We start from the raw sequence: 15,458 nt of genomic DNA, 5'->3' as shown, positions 1-15,458 counted from the left end.
AAAGTAAGGTTTTCACCTTACTCCTGCATACAATATTTGTCTTTGATTATTTTTTTATGAATTTTTTATGATACGTCCCTTCAGATGTTTGAATTTCCACATAATGAACTCCAGCCGATAAGTGGCTTACTTCTAAATCTAAGGTGTTGTTTTCAAGTACTTTTTGCCCTAAACTGTTATAAATCAAAACCTTTTCCAAAACCAAACTATCTGGCATTTGAATATGCAATTCGCTGCTACTCGGGTTAGGGTACAAGACCACGGCATTTTCTAAAACAAACGTTTCATTTCCTAAAGTGATATTAGAATTTTTGGAAATCAAATGCACTTCTGGATCAAATTGAACACCGGTGATGGTAAAAGGTACATTCATTATAAAAACCTGTCCGTTGGTTGTATTGTCTAATACTAAATCGGCCGTTTCTCCATTGGCTCCAAGAACTCTAACCGGAACCGGCATCTCAAAATAAGTTACCGAAGGATCTGATTGGGTTTGGTTCACCACAAATCGAGCCTGACCTGAACCCCAATTTTGAGCAGTAATCGTGTAGGTAGGATATCCTTGATTGTATACCCAATCATTAAAAAACTCTGTTAAACTCTGACCGTAAACCGTTTCCAAATGCGCTTTTAAATCGGTCGTCACAGCGTAATCGTAAGCCAAATTTGTGTCGGCTAAATAATTTCTCAATGCCTGAAAAAAAGCAACGTCACCCATTTTAAAACGCAACATCTCTAAAACCATGGCGCCTTTATTATAACTCAATCGGCTATTGAAAATTCTTCCTACATCGGTGATTTGTGCGTCGGTCAAATAAAGATTACCGGCCGGACTCGAAGTAATAAAATTAACCATTCCTCCTTTTTGGGTGACAAAAGCAGCAAGTCCGTCCAAATGTTCAATAACCAAAGCCGATAAGTACGTTGCAAATCCTTCATTCAACCAAATATCTTTCCAAGTACCGCAAGTAATTTTGTCGCCAAACCATTGGTGCGCCAATTCGTGTGCAATTAAACCCCGACTGAAATTGCCCATAAAAGAAACCGTGGTGTGCTCCATGCCTCCGCCCCAACCAAATTGTGCATGTCCGTATTTTTCATTTCGAAACGGATACGGTTCAAAGGTGGTTTCAAAAAAATTCATTATCGGCAACGTTTGGGCCAATGCACTTACGGCAGAAGTATAGCTTTCAGGATAAATATAATTAACTATCGGAAATGTATTGGGAGCAGTTCCTGCAGTTTGGGTATAAACCTGATAATTGGTGACCGCAAAAGCTATCAAATAAGCGGGTATCGGATAACCGTGATGGAAATGTGTTGTTTTTGTTCCGTTCCCATTGACTACTTGGGATTGCTCCATCCCGTTAGCCACACTTACATACTGACTTGGCGCTGTTATATAAACATCGATAGTGCTGATTTTATCATTTAAATCTTGTTTGCAAGGCCACCAATCACGTGCACCGTAAGGTTCCGAAAGTGTCCACATTCCGGCAGCACCCGAATGGACATTAATAGCAAAAGCTTCAAAAGCATTCTGCGGTGGTTCGCCCGAATAGATAATTTCTAAAGTAGCCGAATTCCCGGTGGTTAACGTAGCAGGCAACGTAACGACCAACTCATTATTTCCGTTTTGGGTATAACTCAAATTTGTAGTGTTCTGTTTTACAGAAGTTACCGCCAGCTCATTCGCCAAATCAAACGTCACAGTACCCATATTCTCCAAAGCAGTAAACGAAGTAGTCACTTTTCCGGCAATAAAATAAACCGAAGGATTTACTGTCAATTCAAGCTTGTGATAAGTAACGTCGTAATTAGAGGTATTAGGATTGACTTGAAAATTCATGACCTGTGAAGCCGATTTCATTTCCGACTCAGCTATCCGAACGATTTCCGCAACATTCTCTTGGGAAAAAACAAGTGAAATTGTAAAATAAAATAATAAAAAGTAATACTTTTTCATAAACAGCAATTGATTTTTTTGCGAATATAACAATTATTGAAGTATCTGAATGTCAAAATAATGATAAATAAAAGACATACCGTTGATTGTAATTCTTTTAAGACAAGGAAGTTTTTCGGCATCCGAAAGGTTTTATCAAACATTTCATTAAATTTGCGTGCTTATAAAGAAAACAGTCATGTTACAAATTAGTTACATCAGAGAAAACAAGGAAAAAGTGCTTGCCGCTTTGGCCAAAAGAAATATGGACGCTACAACAATTGTTGAAGAAGCCATTCAATTAGACGAAAACAGAAGAAGCACACAAGTAGCTCTTGACAACACTTTGGCGGAAGCCAACAAACTATCCTCAGCCATTGGCGAAATGATGAAAAACGGTGAAAAAGCCAAAGCCGAAATCCTAAAACAAAAAACAAGTCAGCTCAAAGAAACCAGCAAAGAATTAGCAGAGAAATTAGATATTTTTACCTCCGAGCTAACCCAAAAAATGTATTTGCTACCCAATACCCCGGCCGACATCGTTCCGCCCGGAAAATCAGCCGATGACAATATTAATGTGTTTCAAGAAGGCGCTATTCCGGTATTGCATGAAGGTGCCTTACCGCATTGGGATTTGATAAAAAAATACGACATCATCGATTTCGAATTGGGCACCAAAATTACGGCTCCCGGTTTCCCGGTCTATAAAGGTAAAGGAGCTAAATTGCAACGCGCATTAATCTCTTATTTTTTAGATAAAAATACCGACGCCGGTTACCAAGAATTTCAAGTGCCGCACATGGTAAATGAAGCCTCAGCATACGGAACCGGACAATTACCGGATAAAGAAGGCCAAATGTACCACGATGATAAAGACGATTTGTATTTAATTCCTACGGCCGAAGTTCCGGTGACTAATATTTACCGCGATGTAATCCTTCAGGAAAAAGATTTGCCTATTTTGGCCACAGGTTATACCCCTTGTTTCAGAAGAGAAGCAGGTTCTTGGGGCGCACACGTTCGCGGCTTGAACCGTTTACACCAATTTGACAAAGTAGAAATCGTGCGAATAGAACATCCTGACAAATCACATGAAGCGCTTGACGGCATGGTAGAACATGTGAAAAACATTTTGCAAGAATTGAAATTACCTTACAGAATATTACGCCTGTGTGGCGGTGACATGGGATTTGCTTCTGCTTTGACCTACGATTTTGAAGTGTTTTCTACAGCTCAAGACCGTTGGTTAGAAATCTCTTCTGTTTCCAATTTTGAAACCTATCAGGCCAACCGTTTGAAATTGCGTTTCAAAGGAAAAGACGGCAAAACCCAATTAGCGCATACTTTGAACGGAAGTTCACTAGCCTTGCCAAGAGTCTTAGCCGGAATCCTTGAAAATTACCAAACGCCGGAAGGTATCGTAATCCCTGAAGTATTGCGTCCTTACACCGGTTTTGATATCATTAACTAAATAAGTTAATCTTTAGTAAACAATGTACTAACGGAGCACAAAAAGTGTTACTTTAGTACATTGTTCGTTTAATCAGAAACATGAAAAAAATTCTCTCCATAGCTTTCTTATTCCTCTCGCTTTGGGCTTCGGCGCAAAACGAGCAGTTGGCCAACAATTATTTTGACCGAGGCGAATTTGAAAAAGCCTTAGTCAGCTATGAAGAATTGCTCAAAACCCAAGCCGGCAACTCGAATTATTTTCAAAGAGTTATTGAGTGTTACCAACAGTTGCAACAATTTGACAAAGCCGAAAAAGCTATAGAGGAAAGACTAAATAAATACCGTCAAAGTAGTCTTTTGATTGATTTAGGTTATAATTACCAATTGCAAAAAAACCAAGACAAAGCCAATAAGTATTACAATCAGGCGATTGACAAAATCAAAAAACACGCTCCTGAAGCTTATGGTATTGCCTATACTTTCGAAAGAAAGGCTTTGTTTGATTTTGCGCTTTTGGCCTATAAAACCGCTATTGAAACCGATCCTAAATTGAGTTTTAATTTCCAAATGGCCATGCTCTACGGTCAAAAAGGCGAAACCGATTTGATGATAGAAACCTATTTATTAGAAGCCTATCAAAATCCGCAAAACTTGCCTATTATTCAAAACCAACTCTCGCGATTCATGACCGAAGACGGTGATGAAAATTTTAATGACACTTTAAAAAAAGCCTTACTTATCAGAACCCAAAAAACCCAAGATGTCTTTTGGAATGATTTTCTGAGTTGGTATTTTGTGCAGCTCAAAGAATACGGCAAGGCTTTCGTGCAACAAAAAGCCATTTACAAAAGAAATCCGGAATCCTTTGGCAACATTGTCAATTTGGGTGAAATGGCCATAGCCGATAACGACCAAGATTCGGCTAAAGAAATCTTGACTTTTGTTTTAGAAAATACCAACGATTTAGAGCTGTTAATTCAGGCGCATTCCTATTTGATGGAAATGAAAATTGATCATGCCACCGATAAAGATTATGTAGCTATCACTGCCGAACTGGATAAACTTATCAAAGAATTCGGCGTTAGTCCGTACACTTTATCACTGCTCGAGTTGGAAGCCGATTTCACGGCCTTTCACTTGAACAATCCCGAAAAAGCCAAAGTGATTTTGAAAAATGCCATGGAAATGCCTATCAACCGTTACCAATTGGCCGAACTCAAAATGCAACTCGCCGATATCCTCTTATTGGAAGAAAAATACAACCAAGCCTTAATTTATTATTCTCAAGTAGGAGAAGACATGACAGGCGATATCACCGGTCAGGAAGCACAGTTAAAAACCGCCAAAACCAGTTACTACAAAGGCGATTTTGAATGGGCAACACATCAACTGAAAGTACTAAAATCGGCGGCATCCCAACTGATTGCCAATGATGCTTTGGATTTGTTTTTATTAATCAGTGACAATACCGTAGAAGATTCGACCCAAGTGGCATTGAAGAAGTTTGCCCGCGCTGATTTTTTGTTATACCAAAATAAAAAAGTGGCGTCTTTGGAGCAATTCCAACTCATTTTAAAAGAACACAAAGGCGAAGAAATTGAAGCGGTAACGCTATTGCGCATTGGTAAAACCTATGAAAAAATGGGAGATTACACCAAAGCTTTAGAGTATTACAACAATATCATCACCAATCACAAAGAAAGTATTTATGTAGATGAAGCATTGTATTATTCGGCCGAAATATATAATCTCCATTTAAGCGATGTTGAAAAAGCCAAACCGCTTTATGAAGAAATCATCTTCAAACACGAAGACAGTATTTACTTCGTAGACTCGCGGAATAAATACCGAAAATTAAGAGGCGATACTAATCTTTAAAACCTCAAATCACCAAATAACCAGATTAACAAATCCCTTTGACATGATTTTATACAACGTTACCATCAACATACACGAAAGCGTTCACGACCAATGGATGCGTTGGATGCAGGAAAAACATATTAACGATGTCTTAGCTACCGGAAAATTTTCTTCGGCACGAATGGTTAAAGTTTTGATCGAAGAAGAAATGGGCGGAACCACTTATTCTATTCAATATTGTACCGATTCGAAAGAAACCTTACAGAAATATTACGAGGAAGATGCCCCAAGATTACGCGAAGAAGGAAACCGGCTTTTTGGAGACAAAATGCTGGCTTTCAGAACGGAATTAGAATTGATTTCTGATCATTAACAGACTAATTTAGACTTCTTAGACTAGCTTAGACTTCTTAGAAAAGAGTCTAATAATCTAACAATCTAACAATCTAACAATCTAAATGAACCAAGTAAAAGCCAAAAAACACCTGGGGCAACATTTCTTAACCGATGAAAGCATCGCCAAAGACATCGCCGACACGCTCAGTCTTGAAGGTTATGACAACGTATTGGAAATCGGTCCGGGAATGGGCGTACTGACCAAATATCTTTTGGAGAAACCCACCACAACTTATGTGATTGAAATTGACACCGAATCGGTGGAATATTTGAATGCGCATTACCCAAAGTTGCACGGGAAAATCATTTCTAAAGATTTTTTAAAGTACGACATCAACGAGGTTTTTAAAGGCCAACCTTTTGCCATCACCGGAAACTTTCCTTATAATATTTCGTCTCAAATTGTGTTCAAATGTTTGGACTTGCGCGAACAAGTTCCTGAGTTTTCGGGTATGTTCCAAAAAGAAGTCGCCGAAAGAATTTGTTCCAAAAAAGGCAGCAAAGTCTATGGCATTCTATCGGTTTTAGTGCAAGCTTTTTATGAGGCTGAGTATTTGTTTACCGTGCACGAACATGTTTTCAATCCGCCACCCAAAGTAAAATCGGGTGTGTTGCGCTTACGCCGAAAAGCGGATTTTCATTTGCCTTGTAATGAAAAATTATTCTTTACTGTGGTTAAGACCGGTTTTCAACAACGTCGAAAAACGTTGCGGAACAGTCTAAAATCGTTTAACCTGTCGGATAATTTAAAAGAAGATACTATCTTTGACCTCCGTCCCGAACAATTAACTGTGGAGCAGTTCATCGAACTCACCCAAAAAATAGAAGCCCATGCAGTTTAAAATCAGCAAAGAACTCTTAGCGCAAATCGAGCAACTCATTCACGACAAAAATGACCAAGAATTGGAAGTGTTGTTGAATGACATGCACCATGCCGATATCGCGGAGATTTTTGAGGAATTGGAAACGGCTGAAGCCACCTATATTTTTAAAATCCTGGACAGTGAAATTACCGCTGAAATTCTTCCCGAGTTGGAAGATGATTTGCGTGAAAAAATCCTCCAAGGGCTTTCGGCCAAAGAAATTGCGGAAGAGCTTGACGAATTAGACACCGATGACGCAGCCGACATTATTGCCGAACTTTCACAAAGCAAAAAAGAAGAAGTAATCTCCGAATTAGAAGACGTTGAACACGCCAAAGACATTGTCGATTTGTTGCGTTACGACGAAGACACTGCCGGAGGTTTGATGGGAAAAGAGTTGGTGAAAGTCAATGAAAATTGGAATGTGCTAACTTGCGTAAAAGAAATGCGAATTCAAGCGGAAAATGTCACTCGCGTGCATTCGATTTATGTGGTAGATGACGAAAACCGTTTAAAAGGAAGATTGTCTTTAAAAGATTTATTGACCACTTCCACCAAAACGCCTATCAGCCAAGTGTATATCAAAAAAGTAGATTATGTTCGAGTAGACATGCCCAACACCGATGTCGCTCGCATCATGCAAAAATATGACTTAGAAGCCATTCCCGTAGTAGATGAAATGGGACGCTTAGTTGGTAGAATCACCATTGACGATATCGTAGACGTAATTAAGGAAGAAGCCGATAAAGATTACCAATTAGCGGCCGGTATCTCGCAAGACGTAGAGGCCGATGACAGCATCCTCGACTTAACCCGAGCGCGTTTGCCTTGGTTGGTTTTGGCCCTTTGTGGCGGATTTATCAGTGTTAGAGTCTTGGGGTTGTTTGGCGGTGCGATGAACAATCACGGAAACTTATTTTTCTTCACACCACTAATTGCGGCGATGGCCGGAAATGTTGGGGTACAATCTTCTGCGATTATCGTACAAGGTTTGGCCAATCAATCCATCAGCGGCTCGTTATGGAATCGTTTGATCAAAGAAGTGTCGTTGAGTTTGCTTAACGGAATCATATTGGCCTCGATACTATTTGTCGGAAGTCATTTCCTTTTAAATGTGGAATTAATCATCGGAGAGATTGTAACCATAGCGCTGATTTCGGTAATTATCATTGCTTCACTTATCGGAACTTTTGTGCCGTTATTACTGCACCGATTCAATATTGACCCGGCCTTGGCAACAGGACCATTCATCACCACCAGCAATGACATTTGCGGGATATTAATTTACTTCTCGATTGCCAAATTGATTTTAGGGTTTTAGGAGCAGATGCTTCCTGCTTCATTACACTTATCTTCCCGCTATTCGCGCTACACGGTAGCTCGCTGCTATCGGGGCTATTTAGAAAATATTTCTTTCTTATAACCAAAAATACCACTGCTTCCCGATTACGTTTTTTAGTTTTTGGCTTCCAGTTTCTCCAAACGTTCAATAAGATTATTGATGATTTGTTCTTGCGATTGCAACTTCAGTTCCAATTCGCGGTTTTTATTTTCAGCAGCTTGATTTTTTAAATGCAGCTCTTTGAAAGCATTCGTGTAAGCTACTAAAATAGGATGTAAATCAAAATTCAAATAGCCATCAGCGTCGGTTCCAACTGCTTCCGGAAAAATTTGTTGTACTTCTTGTGCCAAAAAACCATAAGCTTCTTTTTCCAAAACTTTGGGATCAAAACTTTTTTTATCAGTGTTTTTATAATGATATTGAATGGGTTTCAACTGCAGAATTTCTGTTAATCCTTTTTGATAAATGCCGTCCACATTTTTTAATCTTGCATCAGACGGAATGGTCCAAGTATTAGAAGTTGGTTTTCTGCCTTCGTTTAAAGAAAGTTCCAATTGTCCGCCCGGAGCTGTAGTACCAATACCAACGCGCCCGGCAGCAGTCAAACGCATTCGCTCTGTACTGGCCGTATTAAATACAACATCTCTACCGGCTGAATTGTGACCAATCTGCAACCCAACATCATTCAATTCAAAAGTAGCTGTATAACCGCTTGTGCTATTGGCTCTAAAAACATAACTCCCATTAGTATGATTCATCCTAACCTGACTACCCGGAACATTAAAATCAATACCACCGGCATTACCTCCGGCTGTATTGGTACTGCCAAAAAGCGCCATAGCTGCACCGTTTGCACTACTCCCTGATTGAGGTCCGAGGAACATATAATCTGTATTATTTCTGTAAATTAAAGCGGCATTATCGGCAGAAAAACCATCTGTTAAAAATGCTTTTCCGGCGACGTGTAATCTTTCCTGTGGTGTGGTAGTCCCGATACCTACATTAACAGTTGCTGTTGCACCATTGACACCATTTACGCTTCCTAAAACTAAACTATTATCCACACTAACTGAAGCTCTTGCACCTATTGCAGTGGCATTGTTTAAAGATGAACTTATATTAGCAAATGATCCAATGGCGGTATTGTTTGAGCCTGTCGTTAAAGAAGAAAATGCAGAAGTCCCAATAGCAGTATTTCCCGTTCCTGAAGTTATATTTAATAAACTATTGACGCCAAATGAAGTATTTGAACTATTTAATCTACCAGATAATGCACCGTTCCTTCTAAACACAACATCTTGATTGTCTAGAGTTCCCATAAAATTGGTTGAAGAATTCGTACCTGAATTCCCGTTTATACTCCAAAACTGATTGGTAACCGGAGGTGTAATAGGTGTTACAATTCCTCCACCACCTTCGGGATCAATTACACTCAAAACCCTATGTGAATTTAAGGTAAGTGAGGAGCTTGGTATAGAGATTGGGGTTGTAATATTAGCCGCAATACTAGTACTACTAGCCCAATTAATAGAGATGGTTTGTGTCACAAAAGGAGTAACTGTTACTGGGTATAAAATATTAGTGTCCCAAGTGGTTCTGCCCACAGATTCGTCGGTATTTACCTCTGATGTTTGAAATCCTTTAACCAATGATCCATTCAACAACAAATCAAAGAAAACAACTGATTGAAAATCAGAAAAAGTGCCTGGAGAAGTATTGTTTCCTGAAGCTGAAAAACTCACTAAAACCACACTAGACTTTGGAGTAAAAGTAATTTGCATTTGTGACATTGGTGTTTTTGCAGAACCTACTCCTACTATACTGGAAGTTCCAATGGCTGTATAATATTTGGTTTTCCCATTATTCTCCTCCAATTTTACCCATTTAGTTCCATCCCAATAATGAAAACCAGGGGTGACTTCATTAGCTCCTGCCCCAGCAGTAGCAGTATTATATACTAATGTACTTTCCGGTAAAGCTCCTCCATTTGGATTAATTATTGGACTGGCAACATTGGCTGAGGTCAAAGATACTCTGGGCACCATGACACCTTTATTGTTTGAAGCTACATCTAGTAAGGCATTTGGTGTAGATGTTCCAATACCGGTGCTTCCATTTTTCAAAACCACCATCGCATCGCTTCTTTCAGCCAAATCTACGGTATTGTCATTATCGGCATCAATGGCATTCCCAATTACAAATAATCTGTCAGTGGCATTAGCAGCTCTAAATTGTGTGGCGCCATTTGTTGATGGGGTGTAAGTGGTGGCGCCGATTCCTAAAACAGTTTCACCATAACTGAAAGCCGTATTATTTCTACCAAATGCTGTAGCAATATTTCCACTGGCAACATTAGAGTTCCCAAAAGCCGTTGCTGTTCCTCCACTTGCTGTTGAATTTTCTCCAAAAACAGTTGAACTGGAACCACTAGCTGTATTAACACTCCCAAATGCAACAGATCTTGATGAAGATGTTGTACAAAAAAATCCGGCCGCTATCGAATCTACACTATTGACAACGGTTCCTTGACCGAAGGCAACAGAACTTTGTCCGTTTGCTGTGCCTCCTGCTCCTGCAAAGGAATTAGTTGCTGAAGCTGTTGATCCTGCTCCTGCAAAGGAACTAGATCCTGAAGCTGTTCCTCCGGAAAAAGCAACAGAACCACTGCCAATATTGGCATCATCCCATTGCGTTCCACTAACACCACCAGCTCTAAAAGCAGCTTTCCTCGGATTCCAAACCATTCTGGTTCCGGCTCCTGAAGGTGCCAGAGCACCACTTCCAGAAATTCCTGTTGAAACCAAACCGTCTGTTCCGGCTATGGTGACTGCGCCCGCATCAGCGGTTATGGTTCTTCCGTTTCCGGCTCCGCCAAAATCGTAGGCTTGGTCTAGTGTTCCGCCATCAGTTCCTTTTACAGGAAGCCAAGCTGTTGTTGGGTTGTTCCAAAAATAAAACCCAGGTGTGTTGGCACCCACTGTAGTAGTTAAATACACTAACATTCCTTGTTGGTCAGCCGTTGGGTTCGTCACCGGAAAGGCATTTATTTTTGGGATTAACAAACCATCGTTATTGGCCGGCGTGGCTTCGTTGGAGGATTTGATTTCGAGTTGGGCTTTGGGCGTTGTAGTGTTGATCCCAACTTGTGCTTTGCTTTCGAATCCTGAAAGAATTATTAACGACAGTAGTATTTTTTTTATCATGGTGATGAACTTTTAGCAGATTGCTTTTCAAACAGTTACCAATTAACTGTAGAAAAAGATGCCTAAAATTCATTCATTAAATCAACATTCACAATACGATATTTGTCATACTAAACTTTATCAAAAAAGACCCTAAACACTCTAAAACAGGGGAATTCCGAATTCGATTAAAAATAAAAAATACGCCAAAAGGCGTATCTAAACTTAATGACGACCATTACCACTTTGTTTATTTTAACGGAATATTGATGGTTACTTGGAGTCCGGCTTGCTGGTCAAAGATTACCTTTCCGCCTAATAATTCTACTCTCTTTTTAACGTTGGTGATTCCGTTACCAAACTGGTTTTCTTTGTTCATTCCTTGACCGTTATCGCGGACCATTATCTCCAAAACATTTTTATCCTTGGCATTAATCGCTACCTCAATTTGGGTAGCCTTGGCGTGTTTGACGGCATTATTAAGCAACTCTTTGACACACATGAACAAATGTTTTCTTTGGTTGCCGTTAATAACCATAGTCTCTTTTGACGCAATATTGGTGGTGAATTCAAATTCGATATCGGTACTTTCCAATAAATTCATTCCGTATTGTTTTACGTATTCCGCAAAACTTTGCAAACCATTATTGTCATTATTCAAAGACCAAATAAAAGTGTTAAGCTGTTGGGAAATTTCTTTACCGGTTTGAACAATTTTATTGGCCAAAACCTTTTGTTTTTCTTCGGCATTTTTGTCCTTGAGCAGCAAGTCAGCATGAATTAAAATACTGCTCAAGCCGCTTCCTATATCGTCATGCAAATCTTTGCTGATGTCATTTTTTTGGTTCAATAAGGTTTGTTGCACTTTATTTTTTCTTCGAATAATAATAATGAATAAAACCGACAACAAAACACCCAAAAGTGCCGCTATCAATTGCAAAAAGGTGTATCTTCTTTCTTGGGTCAGTTCATCTATTTGAAGATTGAGAAGTTTGTTTTCATTCTGGGCATATTGCGTGGTAATGTCTTGTATGAAAAAGTTTCCTTTTAATCGAGTTTCATCATCAATGGCTATGATTTTATCTTGCACATAGGCCGCTTTTTCGACTTGGTTATTGGCTTTAAAAACCGATAAGGCTATGTTGTAAAAATACCTTTGAAAAGCGATGTTTACGATTCTTTGCTTCATTAAATCGGTTCCTTTGGTAAACCACGAATCGCTCAATGCAGGGTTTCCCTGATAGCATTCCATCAAATAAGCGTAGTTTAATAAAACGATATCATAGTAAACACTTTTTTGGGCGGATTGTACGCTTTTTTGGAAATAATAAATCGCGCTGTCTTTTTGCTTTTTGGTGTAGTAAATCTGACCGAAAGTTTGCTCTGCATTCGGGATTCCACGCTTACTGTTGTTTTGTAGAGCCATTTGGTAGGCTTTTTTGTTGTACCAAAAAGCAGAATCTAATTCACGGGTTTTGAATTTCAATTGGGCAATATTATTGTAGATATGCTCGTTTTGGATGCAACTTCTGATGTACTTTTTGGCCCATTGCTTCGGATAAAAATTTCTCGATTGCCAAAGCGACTGATGGGCTTCTTTAAAAGCATTAATTTCCATTTGGTTAATTCCCAGAAAGAAATAGGAATCTGCTATAAGTGTACTGTCATTGAGTTGCTTGGCTTTTTCGATTCCTTTCTTGGCTTCGTAAGTCCCAAACTGAAACAATCCCATGTAGTAAAACAATTCCGACTGCAGACTGTGAATAAAAACAGTTGTGGTATCAGTAACCTTTGGCGATACTAAATCTTTGGTTTTTTGCAACCATTTTTGAGAAGATTCGATGTCATCAGTTTCCAAAAAATGCTCGGCCATAAGAAAAGTCCTTTTCACCTTACAAGGATTATCTTGACAAGCTTTTAGTTGATTCAACTTCTTTTTCTCCATCGGACTTTGAGCTGCCAAATTCAGGCACAACAAGAGAACAAATAGTTGAACATAAGATTTCATAAGCGATAAATTATCGTTTTAAATAAAGGTTTACCGCTTCTACACGAGTATTTACATGTAGTTTTTCATAAATATTCTGGATGTGTTTGCGCACAGTCCCGGTACTGATATCGAGCTGATTGGCGACTTCTTTGTTCATTTGGCCTTTGGCCAACAACTCCAATATTTCTTTTTCACGAGCAGTGAGCGTCTCCGTCAGACGGTTTTGGGATTCCATTTTAGAAAAACTGGCGACCACTTTTCGAGCAATGCTACTGCTCATTGGACTTCCGCCTTCAAACAATTCATCTAAAGCATTGATAATCTTGGCCGGACCTTCGGTTTTTAGTATATAGCCACTGGCACCCACTTCCAAGCTTTTGAAAATTTTTTCATCATCTTCATATGAAGTACACATTAAAACCAAATAATCGGGATTGATATTTTTGAGTTTGGTAACGCATTGTATGCCGTTTTCACCGGGCAAATTGATATCCATTAATATGGCGTCCGGTTCGGTTTCGGGCAAAAACTGAAGTGCTTTTTCAGCATTTTCAAAACTTCCGGCGAGTTCATAATGTTCGGTAAACTGAATCATCATGCACAAAGCTTCTCTTAAGTCTCTGTCGTCTTCTACTATGCAAATGCGCTTTTTCATCTTGGCTTGATTTACCTCAGCAAGATAAAAATAGTAATTTTATGTTGAAATACGTAAATAGGCGTAGAAAAGAAAAAAACCTCCCATTACTGAGAGGTTTTTCTTTTTGTACCCGGAGTGGGAACCTGCCTGCCGGCAGGCAGGTCGAACCTTTTATCCTCTCTGTTCACGTATCTGCTTCAGCTTTTCTTTTCCAATTCCTGATTTATAATATTTTTCACGGATTCTTGCCTCCACTCTGGTTTCGAATTCTTCTGTGTAAATTACTTGAAATGGTAAATAAGGTTTTGTTGTTTTATTTTTTCCTGAATTATGTTCCATAAATCTCCTTTCTATATTGTCAGTTAACCCAACATAAATATAATTTCTATTCAAACTTGATATGGCATATATATAAAACATAATCAAATTTAAACAAAAAAACCTCCCATTACTGAGAGGTTTTTCATTTGTACCCGGAGTGGGAATCGAACCCACACTCCTAAGAACACGAGTTTGAGTCGTGCGCGTCTACCAATTCCGCCATCCGGGCATTAAGGCATTTGTGTTTTGTGGGTGCAAATGTAAATAAATTTTTGTCATACCATCAAAAAAATAGCTAAAAAAATACTTTCAGAGTCGGATTTAATTTCTAAATTTGCACCGCGTTAAAGCAACACACAACTAACTAACTACTTCCGAGGCAATTATATGCTGAAAGCTTCAGACTACGGTCAAAGCCAAATTGTATAGGCGCGGCGGAATAACAACAAGAATTACAATGTCGCATTTAGAGCCCGAAGCAAAGATATTTGCCTGTTCACAAAGCGTCCACTTAGCCGAACAAATAGCTGAAAACTATGGCATTCCGCTAGGTAAAGTTACGTTCTCAAGATATAGTGATGGCGAGTTTCAGCCTTCGTTTGAAGAATCCATTAGAGGATTACGCGTTTTTATTGTCTGTTCTACTTTTCCTAGTGCCGATAATTTAATGGAGCTATTGTTAATGATTGATGCTGCGAAAAGAGCGTCAGCCCGACACATTACTCCGGTAATTCCTTACTTTGGTTGGGCCAGACAAGACCGTAAAGACAAACCAAGAGTGCCGATTGGAGCCAAATTAGTAGCCAAATTATTGGAAACTGCCGGCGCCACTCGAATCATGACGATGGATTTACATGCCGATCAGATTCAAGGTTTCTTTGAAAAACCGGTGGACCATTTGTTTGCTTCGACTATCTTTTTACCTTATGTAAAGAGCTTGCAGTTAGAAAATTTAACAATTGCTTCTCCGGACATGGGCGGTTCAAAAAGAGCTTACGCTTACTCTAAGTTTTTAGAATCAGACGTGGTAATTTGTTACAAACAAAGAAAAGCAGCCAACGTAATTGATACGATGGAATTGATTGGGGAAGTAAAAGGCAGAAACGTGATTTTGGTAGACGATATGATCGACACCGGAGGAACACTGGCTAAAGCCGCCGATTTGATGATGGAGAAAGGCGCCATAAGTGTTAGAGCGATATGTACTCACGCCATCCTTTCGGGAGAAGCGTATGAGAAAATAGAAAACTCTAAATTATTAGAATTAATAGTAACCGATTCTATTCCGTTAAAGAAAGAATCGAACAAAATAAAAGTGGTGAGTTGTGCACCGCTCTTCGCTGAAGTAATGCACATGGTGCAACACAACAATTCCATCAGTGGGAAGTTTTTGATGTAGCGGTCAGCTTTCACCGGTTAGCAATTAGCTGACTTGATGTAAAAAAAGATTGCGTTAAGGATTGGAGCAAG

The 15,458-nt window shown here is 39.2% G+C and carries 11 protein-coding genes and 1 tRNA gene; 6 read left to right on the top strand and 6 right to left on the bottom strand.

What is annotated here, in order from left to right:
* Nucleotides 1-46: 46 nt before the first annotated feature.
* On the bottom strand, nucleotides 47-1,966 hold the full coding sequence (locus tag P7V56_RS03575) for a M1 family metallopeptidase (RefSeq protein ID WP_171221049.1): 1,920 nt from the start codon (nucleotides 1,964-1,966) through the stop codon (nucleotides 47-49).
* 178 nt (nucleotides 1,967-2,144) lie between these two features.
* Here P7V56_RS03575 and serS point away from each other — a divergent pair, with 178 nt between their 5' ends.
* The 5 genes from serS (at nucleotide 2,145) to mgtE (ending at nucleotide 7,837) form a co-directional block, all read left to right on the top strand.
* On the top strand, nucleotides 2,145-3,416 hold the full coding sequence (serS, locus tag P7V56_RS03570; protein ID WP_171221050.1) for a serine--tRNA ligase: 1,272 nt from the start codon (nucleotides 2,145-2,147) through the stop codon (nucleotides 3,414-3,416).
* An 80-nt stretch (nucleotides 3,417-3,496) separates the two neighbouring features.
* Nucleotides 3,497-5,275, top strand: coding sequence for a tetratricopeptide repeat protein (locus P7V56_RS03565; RefSeq protein ID WP_171221051.1), 1,779 nt, complete (start codon nucleotides 3,497-3,499; stop codon nucleotides 5,273-5,275).
* Between the two features lie 43 nt (nucleotides 5,276-5,318).
* Entirely contained in the window at nucleotides 5,319-5,630 is a 312-nt protein-coding gene (locus P7V56_RS03560; RefSeq protein ID WP_171221052.1) for a DUF4286 family protein, read from the top strand.
* Nucleotides 5,631-5,715: 85 nt separating this feature from the next.
* Nucleotides 5,716-6,495 carry a 16S rRNA (adenine(1518)-N(6)/adenine(1519)-N(6))-dimethyltransferase RsmA gene (gene rsmA, locus P7V56_RS03555; RefSeq protein ID WP_171221053.1) on the top strand — a complete coding sequence of 260 codons (780 nt, stop codon included), beginning with the start codon at nucleotides 5,716-5,718 and terminating at the stop codon, nucleotides 6,493-6,495.
* Nucleotides 6,485-7,837: a magnesium transporter gene (gene mgtE, locus P7V56_RS03550; protein WP_171221054.1), complete on the top strand. Its 1,353-nt coding sequence runs from the start codon at nucleotides 6,485-6,487 to the stop codon at nucleotides 7,835-7,837. Before rsmA ends, mgtE begins: the two co-directional genes overlap by 11 nt.
* Before the next feature lie 134 nt (nucleotides 7,838-7,971).
* On the opposite strand, the gene P7V56_RS03545 is transcribed toward mgtE, so the two are convergent.
* The 5 genes from P7V56_RS03545 to P7V56_RS03525 all read right to left on the bottom strand — a co-directional run bounded on the left by P7V56_RS03545 (nucleotide 7,972) and on the right by P7V56_RS03525 (nucleotide 14,217).
* The gene (locus P7V56_RS03545) at nucleotides 7,972-11,061 is read right to left on the bottom strand and encodes a phage tail-like protein (protein ID WP_171221055.1); all 3,090 of its coding nucleotides are present in this window, start codon (nucleotides 11,059-11,061) and stop codon (nucleotides 7,972-7,974) included.
* A 229-nt stretch (nucleotides 11,062-11,290) separates the two neighbouring features.
* A complete protein-coding gene (locus P7V56_RS03540) occupies nucleotides 11,291-12,913 on the bottom strand; it encodes an ATP-binding protein (protein ID WP_171221056.1) in 1,623 nt (540 codons plus the stop codon).
* 145 nt (nucleotides 12,914-13,058) lie between these two features.
* Nucleotides 13,059-13,685 (bottom strand): response regulator, encoded by a 627-nt coding sequence (locus P7V56_RS03535; protein ID WP_171221057.1) that lies wholly within the window; start codon nucleotides 13,683-13,685, stop codon nucleotides 13,059-13,061.
* A gap of 153 nt (nucleotides 13,686-13,838) precedes the next feature.
* Nucleotides 13,839-14,087, bottom strand: a complete 249-nt coding sequence (locus P7V56_RS03530; RefSeq protein WP_171221058.1) for a GIY-YIG nuclease family protein — start codon at nucleotides 14,085-14,087, stop codon at nucleotides 13,839-13,841.
* Between the two features lie 50 nt (nucleotides 14,088-14,137).
* A tRNA-Leu gene (locus tag P7V56_RS03525) sits at nucleotides 14,138-14,217 on the bottom strand.
* A gap of 228 nt (nucleotides 14,218-14,445) precedes the next feature.
* On the opposite strand from P7V56_RS03525, the gene P7V56_RS03520 reads away from it, so the two are divergent.
* The gene (locus tag P7V56_RS03520) at nucleotides 14,446-15,387 is read left to right on the top strand and encodes a ribose-phosphate pyrophosphokinase (protein ID WP_171221059.1); all 942 of its coding nucleotides are present in this window, start codon (nucleotides 14,446-14,448) and stop codon (nucleotides 15,385-15,387) included.
* The last annotated feature ends 71 nt before the right edge of the window (nucleotides 15,388-15,458 follow it).

It is taken from the genome of Flavobacterium sp. IMCC34852 (assembly GCF_030643905.1).
In the GTDB taxonomy this organism is placed as follows: domain Bacteria; phylum Bacteroidota; class Bacteroidia; order Flavobacteriales; family Flavobacteriaceae; genus Flavobacterium; species Flavobacterium rivulicola.
Note: the sequence above shows the minus strand (reverse complement) of the source record. Positions and strands in the feature narration are given on the sequence as shown.